The 19,596-nt window shown below is 41.8% G+C and carries 21 protein-coding genes and 1 pseudogene; 9 read left to right on the plus strand and 13 right to left on the minus strand.

What is annotated here, in order from left to right; genetic code table 11:
• Positions 1 to 61: 61 nt before the first annotated feature.
• Positions 62 to 646 (minus strand): class I SAM-dependent methyltransferase, encoded by a 585-nt coding sequence (locus M1L66_RS14100; RefSeq protein ID WP_118077409.1) that lies wholly within the window; start codon positions 644 to 646, stop codon positions 62 to 64.
• Between the two features lie 320 nt (positions 647 to 966).
• On the opposite strand from M1L66_RS14100, the gene M1L66_RS14105 reads away from it, so the two are divergent.
• Positions 967 to 1,269 carry a tyrosine-type recombinase/integrase gene (locus M1L66_RS14105; protein WP_412331404.1) on the plus strand — a complete coding sequence of 101 codons (303 nt, stop codon included), beginning with the start codon at positions 967 to 969 and terminating at the stop codon, positions 1,267 to 1,269.
• Positions 1,270 to 1,615: 346 nt separating this feature from the next.
• Here M1L66_RS14105 and M1L66_RS14110 read toward each other — a convergent pair whose 3' ends face one another.
• The 3 genes from M1L66_RS14110 to M1L66_RS14120 form a co-directional block, all read right to left on the minus strand.
• Positions 1,616 to 2,119 (minus strand): DUF3955 domain-containing protein, encoded by a 504-nt coding sequence (locus tag M1L66_RS14110; RefSeq protein WP_118077407.1) that lies wholly within the window; start codon positions 2,117 to 2,119, stop codon positions 1,616 to 1,618.
• Positions 2,120 to 2,928: 809 nt separating this feature from the next.
• On the minus strand, positions 2,929 to 3,438 hold the full coding sequence (locus M1L66_RS14115; protein WP_182464870.1) for a GGDEF domain-containing protein: 510 nt from the start codon (positions 3,436 to 3,438) through the stop codon (positions 2,929 to 2,931).
• 369 nt (positions 3,439 to 3,807) lie between these two features.
• Positions 3,808 to 4,302 (minus strand): ABC transporter transmembrane domain-containing protein, encoded by a 495-nt coding sequence (locus M1L66_RS14120; protein ID WP_227146767.1) that lies wholly within the window; start codon positions 4,300 to 4,302, stop codon positions 3,808 to 3,810.
• Between the two features lie 660 nt (positions 4,303 to 4,962).
• Between M1L66_RS14120 and M1L66_RS14125 the strand changes: the two genes are divergently transcribed.
• Positions 4,963 to 5,376, plus strand: a complete 414-nt coding sequence (locus M1L66_RS14125; protein ID WP_227146770.1) for a hypothetical protein — start codon at positions 4,963 to 4,965, stop codon at positions 5,374 to 5,376.
• A 14-nt stretch (positions 5,377 to 5,390) separates the two neighbouring features.
• Here M1L66_RS14125 and M1L66_RS14130 read toward each other — a convergent pair.
• The 4 genes and pseudogenes from M1L66_RS14130 to M1L66_RS14145 all read right to left on the minus strand — a co-directional run bounded on the left by M1L66_RS14130 (position 5,391) and on the right by M1L66_RS14145 (position 8,477).
• A pseudogene (locus tag M1L66_RS14130) lies at positions 5,391 to 6,278 on the minus strand (DUF4300 family protein).
• 19 nt (positions 6,279 to 6,297) lie between these two features.
• Positions 6,298 to 6,636, minus strand: a complete 339-nt coding sequence (locus M1L66_RS14135) for a hypothetical protein (RefSeq protein ID WP_117634830.1) — start codon at positions 6,634 to 6,636, stop codon at positions 6,298 to 6,300.
• Between the two features lie 112 nt (positions 6,637 to 6,748).
• Positions 6,749 to 7,897, minus strand: a complete 1,149-nt coding sequence (locus M1L66_RS14140; RefSeq protein WP_243008432.1) for a sensor histidine kinase — start codon at positions 7,895 to 7,897, stop codon at positions 6,749 to 6,751.
• Positions 7,779 to 8,477: a response regulator transcription factor gene (locus M1L66_RS14145; RefSeq protein WP_117634835.1), complete on the minus strand. Its 699-nt coding sequence runs from the start codon at positions 8,475 to 8,477 to the stop codon at positions 7,779 to 7,781. The genes M1L66_RS14140 and M1L66_RS14145 overlap by 119 nt, the downstream gene beginning before the upstream one ends.
• A gap of 277 nt (positions 8,478 to 8,754) precedes the next feature.
• Between M1L66_RS14145 and M1L66_RS14150 the strand changes: the two genes are divergently transcribed.
• A complete protein-coding gene (locus M1L66_RS14150; protein ID WP_195626101.1) occupies positions 8,755 to 9,921 on the plus strand; it encodes an IS110 family transposase in 1,167 nt (388 codons plus the stop codon).
• A gap of 1,055 nt (positions 9,922 to 10,976) precedes the next feature.
• Here M1L66_RS14150 and M1L66_RS14155 read toward each other — a convergent pair.
• The gene (locus tag M1L66_RS14155) at positions 10,977 to 11,291 is read right to left on the minus strand and encodes a tyrosine-type recombinase/integrase (protein WP_319638387.1); all 315 of its coding nucleotides are present in this window, start codon (positions 11,289 to 11,291) and stop codon (positions 10,977 to 10,979) included.
• A gap of 344 nt (positions 11,292 to 11,635) precedes the next feature.
• A complete protein-coding gene (locus M1L66_RS14160; protein ID WP_117635004.1) occupies positions 11,636 to 11,905 on the minus strand; it encodes a tyrosine-type recombinase/integrase in 270 nt (89 codons plus the stop codon).
• Positions 11,906 to 12,781: 876 nt separating this feature from the next.
• Between M1L66_RS14160 and M1L66_RS14165 the strand changes: the two genes are divergently transcribed.
• The 3 genes from M1L66_RS14165 to M1L66_RS14175 all read left to right on the plus strand — a co-directional run bounded on the left by M1L66_RS14165 (position 12,782) and on the right by M1L66_RS14175 (position 14,734).
• Positions 12,782 to 13,939: a TlpA family protein disulfide reductase gene (locus M1L66_RS14165; RefSeq protein ID WP_117635000.1), complete on the plus strand. Its 1,158-nt coding sequence runs from the start codon at positions 12,782 to 12,784 to the stop codon at positions 13,937 to 13,939.
• 82 nt (positions 13,940 to 14,021) lie between these two features.
• Positions 14,022 to 14,108, plus strand: coding sequence for a CD1871A family CXXC motif-containing protein (locus M1L66_RS14170; RefSeq protein ID WP_333490840.1), 87 nt, complete (start codon positions 14,022 to 14,024; stop codon positions 14,106 to 14,108).
• Positions 14,108 to 14,734: a 4Fe-4S binding protein gene (locus tag M1L66_RS14175; protein WP_243008465.1), complete on the plus strand. Its 627-nt coding sequence runs from the start codon at positions 14,108 to 14,110 to the stop codon at positions 14,732 to 14,734. Before M1L66_RS14170 ends, M1L66_RS14175 begins: the two co-directional genes overlap by 1 nt.
• Before the next feature lie 504 nt (positions 14,735 to 15,238).
• Here the strand turns inward: M1L66_RS14175 and M1L66_RS14180 are convergent.
• The 3 genes from M1L66_RS14180 to M1L66_RS14190 are packed head-to-tail and all read right to left on the minus strand — an operon-like array spanning position 15,239 to position 17,186.
• Complete coding sequence (locus M1L66_RS14180) at positions 15,239 to 15,667, minus strand: hypothetical protein (RefSeq protein WP_418615680.1); 429 nt, start codon at positions 15,665 to 15,667, stop codon at positions 15,239 to 15,241.
• Positions 15,598 to 16,398, minus strand: coding sequence for a helix-turn-helix domain-containing protein (locus M1L66_RS14185; protein ID WP_002606602.1), 801 nt, complete (start codon positions 16,396 to 16,398; stop codon positions 15,598 to 15,600). The genes M1L66_RS14180 and M1L66_RS14185 overlap by 70 nt, the downstream gene beginning before the upstream one ends.
• A gap of 38 nt (positions 16,399 to 16,436) precedes the next feature.
• On the minus strand, positions 16,437 to 17,186 hold the full coding sequence (locus M1L66_RS14190; RefSeq protein ID WP_021750165.1) for an SMI1/KNR4 family protein: 750 nt from the start codon (positions 17,184 to 17,186) through the stop codon (positions 16,437 to 16,439).
• Between the two features lie 360 nt (positions 17,187 to 17,546).
• On the opposite strand from M1L66_RS14190, the gene M1L66_RS14195 reads away from it, so the two are divergent.
• The 3 genes from M1L66_RS14195 (at position 17,547) to mobV (ending at position 19,593) form a co-directional block, all read left to right on the plus strand.
• A complete protein-coding gene (locus tag M1L66_RS14195; protein ID WP_434693642.1) occupies positions 17,547 to 17,960 on the plus strand; it encodes a cysteine-rich VLP domain-containing protein in 414 nt (137 codons plus the stop codon).
• Positions 17,961 to 18,071: 111 nt separating this feature from the next.
• Positions 18,072 to 18,467, plus strand: a complete 396-nt coding sequence (locus M1L66_RS14200) for a replication initiator protein A (protein ID WP_434693645.1) — start codon at positions 18,072 to 18,074, stop codon at positions 18,465 to 18,467.
• A 181-nt stretch (positions 18,468 to 18,648) separates the two neighbouring features.
• A complete protein-coding gene (gene mobV / locus M1L66_RS14205; protein ID WP_434693647.1) occupies positions 18,649 to 19,593 on the plus strand; it encodes a MobV family relaxase in 945 nt (314 codons plus the stop codon).
• The last annotated feature ends 3 nt before the right edge of the window (positions 19,594 to 19,596 follow it).

Below are 19,596 nucleotides of genomic sequence, written 5' to 3' on the forward strand. Positions count from 1 at the left end.
CCTCCATGATGTGGTTTAAAAGAAATCTCTATGAATCCTCATTTTGCATTGGCACTTCTGTTCACCGTATTTTCTCCGCCAGGAGAAAATGCCAATGATGTTCCCGGTTTATATGTGCGGCTATCCGGGAAAATCCTGCATCCTGTAAATATTGAGTCAACTGCTCCTGCGTAAAGATACGTATTCCTTCAATGATGCCAGTCCATTTTTCGTCTGCCTGTTTCGTCCTGTCTGATTCATTTACGATCATAAACTCCCCTCCCGGTTTGAGCACCCGATATACTTCTTGAAAACTTTCCATCGGCCCCGGCCAGAAATAGACCGTTTCAAAGGCGGTAATCCCATCAAATGTCTCTGCTTCAAACGGGAAGTGAGATACGTCCCCATGCACAATCTTACATCTCCCAGCTTGTACTGCATGCCGGTTGAACTGCTTTGTTTTGTCACAAGACACCTGGGAATAGTCCATGGCTGTAACCGTTGCAATAGGAAACCGTTTTAAAAGCTCTGCGGTATTGCGTCCTCCTCCACATCCAAAATCCGTAATCATAGAAGGGGCCACAGGAGCGACAGGAAAATGGGAAAGACCCCAATCTGAAACCGCAGCATGACCTTGATTCATGCCATTGACCATCATTTTTCCCATCCAGCCATTCGGCTTTCTGGTGTTGTTAAAAAACTGTTTGAAAATCCCTAGGGAATCACCGATCCTTTCCTACTGTATTAGCACGAGTTCCGTTCTGTTTGAATTACATCCTCATTTCCAAATAAACATAATAAGGTCAACCGTTATGAACACACCTGTGATGATATATTTTGTTTTTCGGGAGATATCAGATATCCATATTTCTCCCATCGTTCCCAAAACAAGACCAAGCCTTGCTATATCCCTTTGCATGGGAGAAAAGCGGAAATCGAAACAATTTCTTACTAAATAAAAATGGTGATAAACTCACCAGATCAGGTGTGCGTACTCGTATCAATACTTTTGTTACAAAAGCGGCAGATCACTCCCCAAGTCTGTTAGAGAAAAATATAACACCTCATACATTCAGAGACTCCGCATCTATGAATCTGCTAGTTTCGGGTGTTGACATTTCAATCATAGCGATATGGCTTGGCCATTCTAGTATCGGAACAACTCATAAATATATGGTTGCTGATATAGAATCAAAACGTAAAGCTATGGAAAAAGCAGGTGCTGCTGGAAATGATTCATACAGATATAAGCCATCCGCTGATTTACTCAGTTTTTTGAACTCATTATAGAACTTTAGTTATATGCTTATACAATGCAATGGTTTGGGCTAATTAACGGCTCGTAAACCATTGCTGCACAAAGCTTTGAACAGCACATAATTCCGGTTATGTCCTTAAGAACATAACCGGAAGAATTGGCTTTTCTCCGACATGATAGATGGGGCGGAAGCAAGTATGGGCATATATGCCATTGTAGAGATGCTGAAACTTCACAGTTCGGAACCGTATAAATACTAGCGCCAGGGTCGACCAGTGTTCAAGAAATATGCAGGCGACCATTATTATAGCTACATGTGCAGAATTACTCCAGGGCTAAACGCCCTGGAGTTTTTAGTTACACACTTAAATTAAGCGCTTACATTATGGCGGTGAGAGGTTCGTTGTTTTTTGCTTTAAATCTATTAATGAAACCTCTAATTCCTGTAACAACAAAAGTGATGAATCCGCTAAACATAAATAAAAATCCAATCGGAATTAAAAAGAAGTTCTCATGCAAAACACCCTCTGCGTCAATATATTCAACTGTCATACCTTTTAAAATAATACATCCCACACCAATTAGTAATAAAACAGCACCTATTGCAATTGATACCATGTTAAATTTAGCTCTTCTTGTTTCACTTCCGTCTTTAATTAGTTTTTCTGTCATGTTGTTCATATCATTTCCTCCTAATATCAATTGATCTAATGAAAGAGAAAACACTTGAGCTATCTGAATAAGTAATTCTAAATCCGGCAGATTCTTATCATTTTCCCAGTTAGAAATGGCTTGCCTTGTTACATTTAATTTTTGTGCCATCTGTTCCTGAGTTAATCCCTCCTTTGTACGAATCTGCTTAATCTGTTTTCCAAAATTCATTTTTTTTCTCCTCCATTTCATGATTTATTGTAGGACACCACATAAAATTTATCAAGAAAGCAGTGCTTGCATCCGTAAATAATGGACGCAAAAGTTGCTTGCATAACTAAACACTTAGAAAATCTCCCAAATTCCTTCATTACGTTGAAATAAAATCCCCATCTCTATACTCATTAGCCTTCCATCAAAATCTCTTAGTAATTGATCTTTTTATACACTCACAATCCTTTGTTAAATTCAAATTATCCTTTTCTCATTACAATCCATTATATAGCTTGAATATAAATAAATCTACTGAAAAACAAAAAAACCTGCCCTTTTTTGCGGTTATGCTGCTGTATTTTGTATCAAATAATAAGTATTAATTTCACAGTTTATTCCAAGAATGATGTGCGATTCACCTTCAAGAACGATACCGAGATAAAAGCATAAATCCAAAAACACGAACTCCTCACTACCATTAGCGGCAGCAAGGAGTTTTCGTTTTACATCTCAATAAAATTAAACTGATTCTTATCTTTGGCCTTTGCCTCATACAAAGCATCATCACAGCGCTTGAATACCTCAGCGGATACATGCGGTAGTTACTTAATCCTAAGAATGCCTATACTACCACCAAGGGGAATGACTTCTCCAGTTTCTCTCAATACGAAATTGTGACGCAGCCTATACAAATACTGATTCAAAGAGTCCTCCAGCTTGGTAATTTGCCCTGCATCATCAAGGATGAACAAAAATTCATCACCGCCGGTTCTGCCGCAAAGTTCACCAAAGGATTCCACCTTAATCTTAGATACAAAACGGATAACCTAGTCGCCTATTTGGTAGCCGTATGTGTTGTTAATGTTACAGAAATCATCCAAATCCAAGCAGCCAAGAACAAAAGGTTCGTTACCATTACAACAGATATCAAGTTGTTCCATAATGGCTTTGTGATTCCACAACTGTGACAGAGAATCACGAGTAGCAAGATATTCAAATTCCACGGCCATTTGTTCCGCTTTGGGTTTTTCTGCACTTGCTTTACTAACACGGTCCGTGATGGCCTTTTGGGAAAGACCCAAGCTGATGCTTATCAGCAAAAATAGAATAATGGTATCGCTGACAAACATATACGGTTTATAAATTTTGTTATACTTCGCAGAAACCGCCGGGGAGAAGAACATCACAACGTACATGATGTTGATAGCTACATTGAGCACATACGATGTTGCAATCAACCATATCCCTATTGACTTCTGCTTCAACGCATCTATGATCAAGCAGACTGCGGCGTACAATATACAAGCAACCATAACGAACATTCCGATGATGAACATGTCGTACATTCTGCAAATGCCAAGCAAGTACAGAGCAGGCTGAATCACTATCATTGCCGAAAGCACAACAGAAGGAATCGTCAGAACTTGCGATGCCGTTCTGCCATAAAACAACGAACAAAAGCAATAAACATAAGCGCACGGAAATACACAAGGAAATATCCCAGCACATCGGTGATTTCGTTGCTGATTGGGAAGATGTTGATAATGTCTGCATCTGTCAAGAAGACAGTGAAATATATATCAGCGGGGTCCCAAGTTCTGTTATAATATTCCGTTTTTCCGCATAGTCTATTTTTTGTTTAGTCCTTTTAGGTAGATTTCTTCCGCATTATTCGCCTTTAAGTCCTGTAAACTTTCGATACACTCCTACACACCGCTTTCAAGCGCGACATTTGCCTCTACAAATTTATGGTTAAAATATTCCTGGATGCGGGCTGAAAAGAATGTGATTGCAAATGCAATCGGTAAAACCCAAAGAGCCATGCGCCAGTCATAGGCAAAAAGGCAGATTGCAATCAGTGTTGTGGAAATGAGTGAACCTGCTAAAGCGAGTACATAATGGAAGAGCGCTATTTCCAGGGTGGCACAATCCCCCATAATAGAATTTGCCAAATCAGCACTGTCCTTTTTCCTGAAAAAGGACAGTGGGAGCTGTTCCGCTAAGGAAACACGCCTTACGCCGCTTTCCACATAAGTGGCATTGTATTGAAAATACGTTACAATGAACATGGGTACAAGACAAGCCAAAGTGTCAACCACATAGAAAGAAATGCGGCTTCCATTTACGCCCCCGTTCATGAGAACAATGACAAAGCTATAGAGAAGCCCAACAGGGATCATAAAGAATATCTCCTGAAACACACACACGATACACCCCTTTATCAAATCGACAGCCCCCTGCCTTGATAACGCAAAACACCTTTACAATGTCTGAATCATGCTCTTACCTCCTAGTGATAAATGATAAAACAACTAGAACAGCATTCCAAGTTGGGAGGGGGACGATAAAAATTTCAGATAATGCAGTTGTTTAGTTTAAAACCCATGATAATATAAGCATAGCAGTTGATGATATATGTAATTGTCGTGTGTGGTAACTCAACAATACAACATATATTCAAAAACTGCTACTTAAAAAAAGTGGTGGATTCACATATCTAGGGCTAGTCACCGCGCTAGAGCGTGTTTGATACAATAGCAAAAACGAATAATAATCCGGGCATAAAAAAGGAATTTTACATAGGGAAATCGGGCAAATAGCGGTTCTTGTATTGCTACTATATCTTGCTATCGTGATACTGATTGCATCGATACGGACATTGATAGCGCTCAGGAAAGGGCGGGAACACGCAAAGAAAACATGGAAAAACATTTTGGAAATGCTTTTTAGCATTCCTTGGAGAGATGCTTGATCCGTTTAATTGGCTGTGATTTTGATAGTGGTAAAGTCCTATTGAGCCAACAGACAAAGTGTATCTTGTTGGTTAACATAAACTAACCAACAAGGTAGGAGGATAGAAGTTGTTCCTATTGTTAAATCTTCTTTTGATATTTTTTGGAATAGGATTATTTGGACTTAGTTACTCGCTCGTGCGTAAAAGAAAAGGTGATACCGAGGGTCTTAAACTTTACGGTGCATTTGCCTATGGGAGCGTTGTTTTTATTGTTTCGGGAGTGGCTCAGATCATCGGGCATTATATATCTTTTTCTTGGTGGTATAGTTCTGTCATATTGATTATCCTGGAAATTGCAGACAATTTCTTAATCCGACCAGGATTTAATAAAAGCGGTAAAGCCGGTTTGAAAAAGAAGAACCTATTGGAAATTTTATTTTCTGTTGTTATCTGTTTGAGTGCTATATTGTTGAAACGAGATTTGTCAAGGGGGCTTTTTGCGAAAAAACAAGGATTATCAATCAAACGCAAGTATTTATAAAAAGAGTTTGAATTTTAGGATTTGTCGGGTTTTTGTCTGTACTCCTCCATCAGCTTATCATTTTCCATAATGAAGGGAGCTGCGGTAGGCTGACCGAAACTGACATCATATTTTGACATCAGGTAGTCATTTAACTCAACTCGACTTGCGAATTTGCTCAGCTGATATGGTTCTTGAAATGCGATCTTTTCCACAAAATACAGCGCGTCCGCAGAAACAGGAAACAATACCCCAATGTGCCCAATGAACAGATAATCTGCGTCATCCCATGAGTCATGGAAAACTACCGATATGAGCCGTGCTTTTGATTGTTTATCAAAGATAATACCACGTTTGGCCCAGTCGCCTTGCAGATTTTCCACATGGACGGAAGTTTCCTGAGTGCTCTCTGTAGGAACAGTGGAATAAAAGGCCAGAAAACGATCATAATCTCCTTCGTTAAGCAATGCGGAAGAGTCCTCTTCCAGAGAAGCCATGTCCTGCATGACCATATCCGATCGAATCTCGGCGTCTGTCGGGATTTCGATGTAGTCGCCAAAAAGGCTGAAGGCTGTAATGCGGCAGTTGTATCCTAAAAAGTATGGATATACCTCGTTTCATTCGTCCTGCATGGTATACGGATCATAGGTTGCCCTTGATACATCTTTCTGCACAAATTCTCCGGCGAGACCTTCTGTAGAAACTGTGCTGTTGAACTGATCGACATGCTCAAAGAATATTTCCTGGCGTTCATCGGAGATACCGGCACTTGACATAATGACAGACAGCTCCTCCTGAACAGAATCGTTCAGGAGGTTGCTGTATTCAATCGTTTCCGGACATGACCGGTCATTGCTTTGCTGACAGCCGGCCAGAAGTATAACCAAGCATAGTGAACTTAAGCTGAAAAGGATTTTTCTCATAAATATCCTCGCATTTTCCTTACATGAAGGTGTTGATGACGCCGATGATCAGCGCGGCTGCGGCCATAATACGGGCAAATTTAAATTTTCCTGCATTACCTTTACTGGTGCGTTCGAGCACGATTGCTGCAATGGCTACGGCACCAATGGCTACACCGATGGCAACCTGTACCGGGAATAATCCAAGGCCGATGCGAATGCCGACAGAAGCTGCGTAGATTGCAAGGGCTGCTACGATGTAGAAGCAGACCTGTTTCATACGGGGACGTCTTACCAGAAACATCAGGCACAAAGACAAAAGACTTGCAGCCACCATAACCATGTAAACAATTACCAACCAATCCAAAGAAGTTAACATATTCATTTCCTCACTTTCGTTTTTTGTGTTGTGTTGCTTTGTTGAGAATAGAATAACAGGAAGTTCTGAAGAAATTTGCAAGACATTTCTAAAAAATTCTGAAGAAACTCTGTTAAAACTCTGAAAGCGTAATCGTTATCTCAAATTCGGATTCGGCTCGCCGAACATCTACAGTTCCTGCGTAGTTGTGTGCAATGCGGCGGATACTGTTCAGTCCCATTTGGTAGCTTTCCTTTTGTTCATCGCCGGGAAAGATGTAATTTTTCTGATATATGACAAGCTGATCCGAATCGGAGCGAACCGATAAGAATACAGGTTGCAGCGGATCCGCATACTTTCGGATGTTTGAGCTGAGATTGTCAAAGATGCGGCGCAGCTCCTGTATGTCAAAACTGCCAGAAAAAGAGAAACAGCTTTTGAGATCAGTCAAAATTTGAAAATCCTCTTCCAACAACTCTTCAAATTCTGTTACAAGCTGTTCCATCAGCAATCGGGAATCTTCAAATCGTTCCGGGTTTCGCCTGCCGCCGTCCAGCAGAATATCGGTCAGCTCTTTGATTTGCTGCGCTTTTACCCGGATCAGTTCTGCATATCCCTGTTGCTCTTGTGCCGGTCGATCATTGTTGCCTGCCAGAAATTCCGAATAGGCCATGATGGAGGTCAGTGGTGTGCGGATATCGTGAGAGAGGGTGCGGATCAGCTGTTCCTTTTCTTCTGCCAATAGGCGTTCCTTCTCTTTTACCTGCTTCTGTGTGATGGAAAGATAGTTTACGGCCTCGGCCAGACGAGTCAGTTCGTTGTTTCCCTCCACGGAAACCAGATGATCCATTTCTCCTAAACGCAGGGCATCGATCCCCTTGATGATATCCCATATGTAGGATAAACGCTCCCCAAGCAGAAAGAGAAACAGGAAAGTAAAAAAGCATACCGATATAAGAAGGCTCAGATTGAACATCCAGCCTTCTAGAGACAGAACTTTGCTTTCTGTGAGGACGATACCCCGGATAACAAGAATGCTGTCGGCCACAGCAGTTGCACAAATGCGGAGCAGCAGAAACAGAATCAGTGTAATAACAAAAGAGAGCGACAACAAGCCAAGAATTTCACGAGGAAGCCTTTTTCCTCTTAGTCGTTTGCTTTCTTCAGTCAATATAATACCCCCTTCCCCATGCAGTCTTAATATAAGTGGGGTTGCGAGAATTGTCTCCCAATTTCTTGCGGATGTTTTTGATATGTACCATAATGGCGCTGTCGCCAACAGCATTGTCATCCCAGATGCTCTGATAGATGTTTTCTAGAGAATAGATTTTTTTCTTATGGGAAGCAAGCAGCTCCAATATCTTAAATTCCGTATAAGTAAGAGCGATTGTCTCACCGTTTTTTATGAACGATTGACTGTCCAAATTCAGCACCACATCCTGAAAGGTTAACTGGTTCGTATCCCGACACGTAGGGGGTGAGACGGTGTAGGCAGGGCTTCGTTTTAAGATAGCCTTGACACGCATCAACAGTTCCACATTGGAGAATGGTTTCACGATGTAGTCATCTGCACCCACAGAAAAGCCCATAACTTTATCCGACTCGCTTGAATAGGCGGTGAGAAAAATAATCGGCGCATCATAACTCTTTCGTATTTCAGCAGCGGCCATAATACCGGAAAGTCCGGGCATATTGACGTCCAGAATATAAAGGTCGATATCCTCTGATGCGGAATCAATGGCACTCTGACCGTCTTCTGCCGTTTCAACAGCATATCCGTTGCTTGTCAGCAGCAATGTCAGAATATCACGGATTTCTTTTTCATCATCAGCTATTAAGATTAGTTTTTTATCATTTTTCATATAGTCACTTGTATGATGTTTATAGAAGCGAAAACATCTACTTTCCTTTCGTTTTAATATCGTGGTTTAATACATTCAGATACTGTGGACTTTTGATTTTTTCCTGTAGCCTTGACTACTCAACAGGAGTGTATTGCCGCTGCCTTTATCTGAATTGTTTATTAGCTGGATGTACCGGAGCGTCTGTTCCAATGAGTACTTATTTCAATCAAGTCTACGATGATAATCACTGGTGGATATCACGGTATCAGACTTTTTGAAAGGGAGGTATAACCTCATGATTTATGTAGGCATTGATATTGCCAAACTCAACCATTTTGCCGCTGCTGTTTCTTCGGAAGGCGAGATACTCATCGAGCCGTTTCAATTCTCAAATGACTATGATGGCTTCTATCTGCTGCTGTCTAAGCTGGCACCACTTGACCAGCACAGCATCATCATAGGTCTTGAATCTACGACACACTACGGTGACAACCTTGTTCGTTTCCTAATCTGCAAGGATTTTAAAGTGTGTGTTCTCAACCCTATCATGACTTCGTCCATGCGTAAAAACAATGTACGCAAGACGAAGATCGATAAAGTCGACACTTTGGTGATTGCTAAAACCCTTATGATGCAGGACTCTCTCAGGTTTTCTACCCTGAAAGATCTGGATTACATTGAACTGAAGGAACTCGGCAGGTTCCGACAGAAGACCATGAAACAGCGTACCCGTTTGAAAATTCAATTGACTTCCTATATGGATCAGGTCTTTCCGGAACTTCAGTATTTTTTCAAATCCGGTCTGCATCAGAAAGCTGTCTATGCACTCTTAAAAGAGGCTCCTATGCCAAAAGACATTGCTTACCTGCACCTGACTCATCTCTCCAATCTCCTTGTCAAATCCTCCCATGGACACTTCACAAAAGATATGGCCAGAGAATTAAGAGTTCTCGCACAGAGGTCTGTCGGCTTAAATGACAGCTCTTTATCTATCCAGATAACTCAGACCATTGCACAGATCGAGTTATTGGATTCACAGTTATTCGAGACAGAACTTGAAATGGCGAATCTTGTCACCTGCCTGCACTCTGTACTCATGACCATTCCCGGCATTGGAACCGTAAATGGCGGGATGATACTGGGTGAGATCGGTGATATTCACCGTTTCTCAACACCAGGTAAACTGCTTGCATTCGCTGGACTGGATCCAACTGTATACCAGTCTGGAAACTTTCAGGCTAAAAGAACCCATATGTCCAAGCGAGGGTCACGTGTACTTCGTTACGCCCTTATGAACGCAGCTCATAATGTTGTAAAGAACAATGCGACTTTCAAGGTTTATTACGACACCAAGAGAGCCGAAGGCCGGACACACTACAATGCCCTTGGACATTGCGCCGGAAAACTTGTCAGGGTCATCTGGAAGATGCTCACTGACGAAGTGGAATTCAACCTCGAATAGAGGCCTGTATACTAATATCGATAGACTTTGAAAAAGCACCTTTAGGGAGTTCTATTAAAGTTACCCTTTTTTTCATCGATATAGAAACGGAATTTTTGGCTAATTTATACTTGACTTTTCATAGCTGGTCTCCTGTCGATGTCCATAATATAAGCAACAGACAGCCTGTTTCTCTATGTGTTGGATACAGACATTCTTATGTAGGTTTATAACCATTGATAAGCAGCTCAAGTCAGGTAGATTCGTATTTTTCTTAAACAGCATATTATTTTATATTAATGATACTATAATAGTGAGGATCCTTCAAGAACAGATATTTCAGAATTAAACTATCCACACAAGAACTTTTACAAAACTGATGGAACTCTATCATTTCTCCTTCAACGATTTCCGCCGATCCTCTCGGAGAGCGCACGACTGCCGCAAGGCAGTACCACCGCCCGCTTACGGGTGGTGAGTAAGTGCGCCCTATCCAAGAACTCGGATAGGGCGCATTATCCGAGATTTTCAATGATCCGAGGAAACTTGTGAATAGCCCCATTCTACAAGGCTTTCAAAGAAGTTTTCTCGGATAATTATTGCTGAAAAAATCACCGGTCATTTCGATAATTATCCGAGGTAATTGTTATGAAATGCTTGTATTCATTGGCTTTAGCTGATTTATCTCGGATAATGCGCCCTTGGTATAATCACACTAAAGGATTTGGACTGCGCCGAAAAAGACACTCCGCTTTTCTCCGAACTCCGTAACGCTCAGAAGGCTCAAAACAGGGCAGGCAGGGCAAACACATTACCCACATAGAATTAGCCTAAAAAACTCCTTGCCACACAAGGCTTTCAGAGGTCGAAACGGTTACTTTCTCTTTCGACTCGTAAAACCGAAAACACGATTTATGTTTCACTTGCCGAAAGCGTGTTTTTCGCTTATAATGCCTGTATCGTTCCTTTCTCATAACTGCTTTTCCATTCACCACAAATGAGCCGCAGTCACTATGTATTAGGTATCAGAAACTACCCTTTATATAGTAACTCTTATGAACAAATATCCGTCTTCATCAGTAGGACAATCTTTTTATATATTTATTGATATATTTGACAGTGTTTTTCCAAAGCGGTATTTCACGTTGTTTTCGGCCCTTTCCATATACTTTTAAATTGGCATGATTGATGGAGTCTGTTTTCTGGATATCAGTCAACTTTATTGCAAGTAATTCTGATACCCGTATGCCAGAATTATACAGAATCATAAGCTTCAGTTTATCTCTTGCACCAATGAATGTATTGGTATCACAAACAGTTATTAGAGAATCGAATTCTGCTCTAGTGAGAAAAACCATAGTTGGTTGCTTGTGCTTTTGAGCTGATAACATAAGTGCACGTTTTGTTATAGCACTATATTCGGGTTCCAGTTCCGAAACATAATGTATGAAAGATTTTATAGCATTGATTCTGTTATAATCGTAACAGGCTTATTGCATCTTACTTTTTCAAGATATTCGCAAAACCCTTGAAGATAACTGAGATCAAAATGCGCTATTTCTACTAAGGACATGCAGTTTAGCGTTGATATCTACTCCCTGCTTGTTCCATCTTCGAATAGCATTACATGCCATGGTATGCCGGAAATCGTATAGTCTGACATGAGGATATCCAGTTGGAGTCGCTTTGATACAAGGACGTATAAGTTTAAATGCATAAGCTAATGCGGATTCTGTTAAAGGAACGCCTTCCGTTGTATAAAAAACGCTTCGTAAGGCATCTTATAATCGAGTTTGTTACTAATCCGCTGCTTGTAAGATTGAAGTTTTGCAGAAACGGAATCATCAATAGGAATAATACGTTCCTTTGAAAACTTTGTTTTCTGTATATGAAGTAGCTGTTGTTCAAGATTTACATCTGCAATAGTAAGTTTTATTGGCTCGGATGGTCTCGATCTGGTTGACCATAGTAATCCGATAACTGTTTCAACTGTATAAGCACGTATTCCATCTGGAGAATAGTTTCTTTATATCATCCTTGCAAAAAAAATGGTACGGTTGAAATTGACAAGAACAAAAAGTAAATGAATTACAACAAATGAAAGAACGGGATTTTTCTTTTGTAAAAAAAGAATTTTGTAGACAAAGGTAATGTCGAAAGAAACGAGAAATTTTGTTAATTATTATCTTGATAAAAATTTTTATGGAGAAAAGGACCAAAACAGGCGTTTGATTTTGGATACAGATTCCAGATTAAAGACGTTCATAAATCTAATCATCCGCGGACAAGCAATGAAAAGTGGACAAATGTTTGGAAATTTAAAGTTTTACGAAAAAGAAGAGTATGGAAAGAAGCATAGAGTTATCTGTTTTGATAGTTTGTATGAAGAGAAAAATATGAACTAATCTCGGTGTTTTATTATCAGGTTTATAAACAAGCGAATGAGGTGTTTAAATATTACAAATTTTTTGAAACACATAATCAAGCTTATTAAAAAACTGGTATAAAAATATCGAGGAACTTTCTCTTTATGGCACGGAAGTGACAGCGAAATTTGGAGATAGATTTCTTACTTTATCCTGTTGTTCATATCATGTAAAGGATGGGCGATTCGGCGTTGTAATAAAAGGTGTAATTGATAAGTTTACACAAAATAGGTGTATTTAATTCATAAATATAAAAAACAAAAAGTAGCATAGCGCAAGCGATAATTGCCTAAAAAAGCGCGATGCAAGAGTTACTTGCTTGCCTTTTTCACTAAAATTGCCTATGGTTATTCAATGAAGTTTCTGATTTGTTTCTAGGAGGTAAAAAAACAGGTAGACGAAAAATCGGATTCATTCAAAAAAATTAACAAAAATAGAAAAGGAGAAAATGTAGTATGCAATTTTCAAAAAATGTAAAAATAACGATAGGAATTATGTGTCTGACCGGTGTGTGTGCGTTATCTTCACTGGTTGGATGCTCGGGCAACCATGGAACGAACAAGAAAACAGAAACAACGAATAAAGTGGCTAATGAAACAACCGGCGAAGTATTGAATGCAGGAATGATGAATCTTGAAGATGATATCTTTGGCAATGAAAGCTATGAACAGGATACCTATAAAACGGTAACAGGCGAAGAGGTTAAAAGTGATGATGAAAGAGTTGTATTTTATAATGCAACAGGATACATAACACCAGACGCATGGAAAGAAAAAGGTATTATGGCAAATTCGGACGGCACAGATTTAAATATTTCATTCTTTTCAACACTGTTTTTTGAAGAGATAAATGCAATGACAGAAGAAGAGGCTGCAAGTGTAACGCCAGAAGAATTTGAGGGTAGAGGCGTTTCCTTTGGAAAACTGTTTTACAGAGAAGGAAAGGGAGATGATACAGAAGCGAGTGAATATGGTAAAAAAAGTGGATTTGAAATTTGTGAGAGAGTCGGAACCTATGCTGGAAACACCTATTATATAGCTTACAGTAATGAAAAAACAAGAGAAGACTTCCCGGGATTAAAGGATGAAGAATATAAGGAATACGAAGAACTGACAGGTGAAATAAAAAATCTGAAAGAGCATATATTGGTGTTTAAACCTATGATGGACAGCATTGCAAAAGGATTTGCAAATTTTAAAGCAGAAGATTTAGAAGGAAATGAGATTACGCAAGATATTTTTAACCAGTATGATCTTACGATGATCAATGTTTGGGCGACCTGGTGCGGTTCTTGTTTAGCAGAAATGCCGGACTTGGTGAAACTTCATAACGGATTAAATGAAAACGTGAACATGATTTCGATCTGTATTGATGCAACAGAAAACAAAGAGACCGCACAAAAGATCATGAAAACGGAAAATGCGAAATTTACCACACTTATGGATAATGAGCAGCTTAAAGAAAGTATTTTAAACAACTTAGGCGCAGTTCCTACCAGTATTTTCGTTGACAAGGAAGGAAATGTGGTTGGTAAAATGGTTGAAGGCGCAAGAAGCCTTGAAGAATATGAATCAATCATTGAAGATAAGCTGACGGAATTACAGAACCAGTAGAACATAGTTGGAATATTGGAGAAGATATATGCGCAAGAATAATTTTATCGGAAACGGGATTTTAGGTATATCCGTAATATTGATGGCAATCGGAATTTGTAGAAAGGAGCATCTAATCGTATTTAAGAAGGCAATAAATATTTGTTTAGAATGCATCGGAATTGGGTAATGAAAAAAAATAGACATTACATACAAATTTTTTCGGCATTTCTTTTTAATAGTTATCTTTTAGGATTTCGTGATAAAACAATTTTTAAAGGAAAAACTAAAATGGCGTGTGTGCCTATATTAAATTGTTATTCTTGCCCTAGTGCACTTGGAGCTTGCCCTATTGGGGCGCTCCAGGCCTCGCTGGGGGACATTAACAATAAAACTGCCTTTTACGTATTAGGGACGATTATGCTTTTTGGAATTTTGGTAGGAAGATTGATTTGTGGTTTTTTGTGTTTGTTTGGTTTTATTCAAGATTTATTATATAAGATTCCGACAAAAAAGATATCTATTTCTGCTTGGTTAGATAAAAAGTTGCGTTTTGTGAAATACATAATATTCATTTCGTTTGTTATTATATTTCCGATGGTGCTTACTAATAAGTATGGATTGGGAGCTCCGTACTTTTGCAAATTAATTTGTCCTGCTGGAATGTTGGAAGGTGGGATACCTTTGGTTTTGATGAGCAGCACATTAAAAGAAACGATTGGTTTTTTATATTATTGGAAGTTTTGCATACTGGTTAGGTCAGTTTACAAGGAACTACACGCAGACCACGAAACGGGGGCTGCTGACAACAAATAAAGGCTGAATATCAAGCACCGGGAAAGTGCGAGATATTCAGCCTGTTTTGTTGTCCGGGGTTTCCAAAGGGGCTTGCCCCTTGGCACACGACTTTGCTCGCAAAGTGTAGTGTGTTATACGCTCTGTCGGCGTTGCCGTGAAAATGCCGTTGCCGCCGGAGAGGGCAAGGGCATTTGAAGCGGCAGGAAAGCAGGGCTGTGATTGCGTGGCGTGGAGCCGCAAGCGCAGGACTGGTTTCATCAGCAGACAGGGCGTATATGAATGCCCCCGTCCCTCGTCTTACGCTGGACTATGGGACAAAGTGTCCCAGACGGATAGCCACATTCACGAGAAAACAGACAGGGTTTCTTCTCAAAATTGAAATGGGCGGGAAGCCATTTTAGGGCTTTCCCGCCTTGATTGCTTATCAGCAAAGACGGGCGGGCTGTCAACGGCGGCGCATGAAATGCGCCGTTCATCTTGACCGTTGACTGGCTCGACTGGCTTTGCTATCTCCCAAACAAGTTATTGTTTGTTGTTTTCCCAATTATCTAAACGGGCTTGCATAGTTTCTCGCCATTCTTCACTTGGACAAGCAGTAATCAATTTTCGATACTCTTCACTTGATGGTGCTTCTGTCAAATAAGACTCTACCAACTTTAGCAAATCCCACTCTACTCCATACATTCCACCTTCGGGGAAAATGTCAATCAATACGCCTACTTCTTCTCTTGTCAATGGCGTTTTTACATTGGAGAGCAATTCGTCATACATGTTGATGGTTTCTTCTGTAGGGTCATCTTTCACTGCGTCTGGCATTTGACCGAGAAGTTTCAATTTTATAATTGCCTCCTGCACCTTTACTCCCTCCAATTTCTCGTTCTCTATTTTCTCCCCCGCTGCGGGTTTGGATTTTTCAGCAAGTCCGACTTCTGTGCAATCTTTTTCAGCCACTTCTTTTCTTCCTCGGACAGCTTTTTCAAATTCAGCTTGAGCCGCTTACAGATAAACGCCAAAGCCGCTTGCTCCGGGTCGCTGTCTGGACTGGCAGTTTCCTCGGCGGTCTGCAAGAAATCTTCCAGCGGATTGTCCTCCGGAACGCTGAAAAAATCGTCCTTATGGGCTTCCCGCAGGTCAAGGGCTATCTTGTTTATGTCTTGCTGTATCACATAGCGGCAAAAGCTGTCATCGTCAATATGGGCGGCGACAAGCTGCCTTAACTGCGGGTCGGACAAGCCGGGATTGTGCTGCTTCATAATGGTTGCGCTCATAATATCCACAATGGCATTTGCGCTCTGTACCTGCTTGACTGCCGTTCCGTTCACATAGATTTCAAGGTCAGCCATCAGCCGGGGGAAATCCGGGTGTACCGCCAGCTCACACAAGAGGGAAGTATCCACCCGCCCACTTTTCAATAGTTCAATCATATCATCACTCAAGCGCAGGTCTGCAAGATCGGCGTTTGGGTGATTTTTTGTTTTAGAGCGTCCCAGCAGGTAATCAACGGTCACTTCATAAACCTTTGCCAGCTGGATAAGGGCATGGTGGCTGATGTCTTTGAGATTGTCTCCCTCATAACTGCCTAAAGCAGATTTGGAAAGATGAGTTTCCTCCGCAAGCTGTTCCAGCGTCAGCCCTCGTTCCACACGCAGGTCTTTCAATCGTTCCTGTATGGATAGTTCCATGCTCCCCCTCCTTGTATGCTTGATAGTCAAAAATATTTTTAATTTTCTCGCAGATAATTCACTAACTCTTTTTCTAACAATTCATACATGGTATTCCGCAAAAATTTTACTTTGTCTTGCTCATGGGCATAGTACCAGACAGTTTCTTCGCCGGGGCGAAGTAGGAGTAAATCTCCGTCAGCCTCTTTCCAAAATTCGCCTAGTACACAATAATGCTCCTCGTGAATAGTTAGATTAAAGAGCTGGGATAAGCTGATACTCAAACCTGTAGATACATTAACTCCCTCAGTTATGAGAAAAAATTCCCGAACTTGTGTTGGGAGAATAAATCCTAATTTCTTTTCTATCTCTACAATCTTCTCCACAGTTGCAGCAGATTTTATTTCATCAGAGGAGTCCAAGACTTTTGCCAACATTTTTGAGAACTTAGGGTATTGAGTAAACCATTCGGGGTGCTGTGCCTTGAATTTCTTTTGCTTTTCCCGTTGTACTCGTTTCTGTTCCTTACAGTAAGCGTCCAATTCCTCCAGATACCGTTCTTGATAGAGATTGCTAATTTCAAACGCTATTCCGTTCTTCTCCAGAATAGTGATGGCTCCCTTTTGGCTACCAAATACTGGCACCCAAGAAAATCCATGCGACCGGGGTTTTAACTTCAAAAACTCGCCGTGGTTCAATAGTTTTTCCACTTCGGATTCGTGTTCGTTCCACCAACCCCACCAACTCTCAGGATTTTCCCTGCCCTCTACTAAATTTAAGCACTTTGAAAATAACTCCAACTTATCCATCTCTATCACCTCGCATTATTCTTTTTCTATTCTACCACAATTCCGAGAGCGTGGAAATAGCGAGTTTTCCGAGGTGATTTCCTACCTTATGGATATACGGCACAGGCGGTCGAAAAAGTGTAGACTTGTGGTAGTTCATCGATGAGCTGTACCTTGAAAAATGAATGACCGTCCGAAAAGGAATACCCCGGCCGGGGAGCACCGCAAGGAGCCGGACTTCTGGACACTTTGTCCAGAGGTCACTTCGGGACAAGTGTCCAGAAGCTGCGGGGAGCGTGCCAACGCCGGAACACGCCGCAGGAATGGGGCAGGAAGCCTTTTCGGAGAGAGCGGCAACGGAAAGCAAAATGGAGGAAACACATGAGAGAGAACCCATATAAACGACTGCCGCCCATAGAGCGCAAGCCGGACGGTTCCCTTTACCGTATGACACCGGCACAGAGGAAACAGGCAAACGCCTTAATCCGCCGGGAGTGCTGCAACTATGAGGACGGGAACTGTATGCCCCTTGACGATGGGGACACCCACACCTGCCCACAGATGATTTCTTTCTCGGTCTGCTGTAAGTGGTTCCGCTGGTCGGTCTTGCCGCAAATCGGAACGCTGGAAGCGGAGATTTTCCGGGATAAGGATTTGAAACGCTGCTCGGTCTGCGGAAAGCCCTATGTGCCAAAATCCAACCGGGGCAAATACTGCCCCGACTGCGCCGCCAGAGTTCACAGGCGGCAGAAAACAGAAAGTGAACGGAAAAGGAGGTCTGCTGTGGACAGTTAAGGGCTGAAAAGTCCTTGATTTTCAAGGCTTTGCAAGCACAGAACAGGGGCAGGTAATAGAAACTACCGTCTGCCCCCGGAAACAGGCTTCTAACCGTCCACAAAACACGATATGATAAACACCATTTATATCCATCAGCCGGAAAAGGCGGTCAGCTTTACCCGGCTTCCGAATTTTCTTTTTGAAGCCCCTACATTTACGCCCCTGTCCAATGAAGCGAAGATACTGTACGCCTTTATCCTGCGCCGGACGGAGTTATCCCGGAAGAACGGCTGGGCGGACGAGTACGGGCGGATTTTCCTGTATTACCCAATCTGCGAGGTTGTTGCCCTGCTTCACTGTGGGCGGCAGAAAGCCGTCAACACCCTGCGGGAGCTGCAATACGCCGGACTGGTGGAAATCCAGAAGCAAGGCTGTGGAAAACCCAACCGCATCTACCCAAAATCCTTTGAAGCGGTTCCAAACACCGACTTCAAGAAATCCCGTTCTGGTACGCCGGAGGACTGAAAACCGCACTTGACAAGTACGAAAATCAACCCTCTTGGAGTACGAAAATCGGACGGTATATAGAAATACAAAGATAAAAATATTGATTTATATTCTATCCATTCCCTTCCTATCCGAGATATTTTCTGCGGGATTTTCCTGTGAAAAACCCCGGAAGAGAAAGGAATGGGGAAAGGAGATTATGGCACAACACGCAATTTTGCGATTTGAAAAACACAAGGGCAATCCGGCAAGGCCGCTGGAAGCCCATCACGAAAGACAAAAGGAACAGTACGCCAGCAACCCAGATATTGACACCAGCCGGAGCAAGTACAATTTCCATATCGTCAAGCCGGAGAGCCGCTATTACCATTTCATTCAGAGCCGCATTGAACAAGCCGGATGCCGCACCCGCAAGGATAGCACACGCTTTGTCGATACGCTGATAACCGCCAGCCCGGAGTTTTTCAAGAAGAAATCCCCAAAGGAGATACAGGCGTTTTTCCAGAGGGCGGCTGATTTCTTAATCGGGCGGGTAGGCCGGGAAAATATCGTGTCGGCAGTGGTACACATGGACGAGAAAACACCCCACCTGCATTTGGTCTTTGTCCCGCTGACAGAGGACAACCGCCTGTGTGCAAAGGAGATTATAGGGAACAGAGCCACCCTCACAAAATGGCAGGACGATTTTCACGCTTATATGGTGGAGAAATATCCCGACTTGGAGCGTGGGGAAAGCGCCAGCAAGACAGGCAGGAAGCATATCCCCACCCGTCTGTTCAAACAGGCGGTCAATCTCTCCAAACAGGCAAGAGCCATTGAAGCCACGCTGGGCGATATTACCCCGTTCAACGCCGGAAAGAAAAAAGAGGAAGCCCTCTCCATGCTGAAAAAGTGGTTCCCACAGATGGGGAATTTCTCCGGGCAGTTGAAAAAATACAAGGTCACAATCAATGACCTGTTAGCGGAAAATGAAAAGCTGGAAGCAAGGGCAAAAGCCAGTGAAAAAGGCAAGATGAAAGATACGATGGAACGGGCAAAGCTGAAAAGCGAACTGGACAATTTACAGCGGCTGGTTGACCGTATCCCGCCGGATATACTGGCGGAACTGAAACGGCAGCAGCGGCAGCATGGAAAGGAAAGGTGATTT

The organism is Hungatella sp. SB206, assembly GCF_051132295.1.
Taxonomy (GTDB): domain Bacteria; phylum Bacillota; class Clostridia; order Lachnospirales; family Lachnospiraceae; genus Hungatella; species Hungatella effluvii.

Coding starts and splice junctions, on each gene's coding strand:
- M1L66_RS14195 (WP_434693642.1), top strand. CDS start 17,547: ATGAGAGAGAACCCATATAAACGACTGCCGCCCATAGAGCGCAAGCCG.
- M1L66_RS14115 (WP_182464870.1), bottom strand. CDS start 3,438: ATGTTCATCATCGGAATGTTCGTTATGGTTGCTTGTATATTGTACGCC.
- M1L66_RS14175 (WP_243008465.1), top strand. CDS start 14,108: ATGAAAAAAAATAGACATTACATACAAATTTTTTCGGCATTTCTTTTT.
- M1L66_RS14110 (WP_118077407.1), bottom strand. CDS start 2,119: ATGAATTTTGGAAAACAGATTAAGCAGATTCGTACAAAGGAGGGATTA.
- M1L66_RS14100 (WP_118077409.1), bottom strand. CDS start 646: ATGGGAAAAATGATGGTCAATGGCATGAATCAAGGTCATGCTGCGGTT.
- M1L66_RS14155 (WP_319638387.1), bottom strand. CDS start 11,291: ATGTTATCAGCTCAAAAGCACAAGCAACCAACTATGGTTTTTCTCACT.
- M1L66_RS14135 (WP_117634830.1), bottom strand. CDS start 6,636: ATGTTAACTTCTTTGGATTGGTTGGTAATTGTTTACATGGTTATGGTG.
- M1L66_RS14145 (WP_117634835.1), bottom strand. CDS start 8,477: ATGAAAAATGATAAAAAACTAATCTTAATAGCTGATGATGAAAAAGAA.
- M1L66_RS14200 (WP_434693645.1), top strand. CDS start 18,072: ATGATAAACACCATTTATATCCATCAGCCGGAAAAGGCGGTCAGCTTT.
- M1L66_RS14150 (WP_195626101.1), top strand. CDS start 8,755: ATGATTTATGTAGGCATTGATATTGCCAAACTCAACCATTTTGCCGCT.
- M1L66_RS14185 (WP_002606602.1), bottom strand. CDS start 16,398: ATGGAACTATCCATACAGGAACGATTGAAAGACCTGCGTGTGGAACGA.
- M1L66_RS14190 (WP_021750165.1), bottom strand. CDS start 17,186: ATGGATAAGTTGGAGTTATTTTCAAAGTGCTTAAATTTAGTAGAGGGC.
- mobV (WP_434693647.1), top strand. CDS start 18,649: ATGGCACAACACGCAATTTTGCGATTTGAAAAACACAAGGGCAATCCG.
- M1L66_RS14165 (WP_117635000.1), top strand. CDS start 12,782: ATGCAATTTTCAAAAAATGTAAAAATAACGATAGGAATTATGTGTCTG.
- M1L66_RS14170 (WP_333490840.1), top strand. CDS start 14,022: ATGGCAATCGGAATTTGTAGAAAGGAGCATCTAATCGTATTTAAGAAG.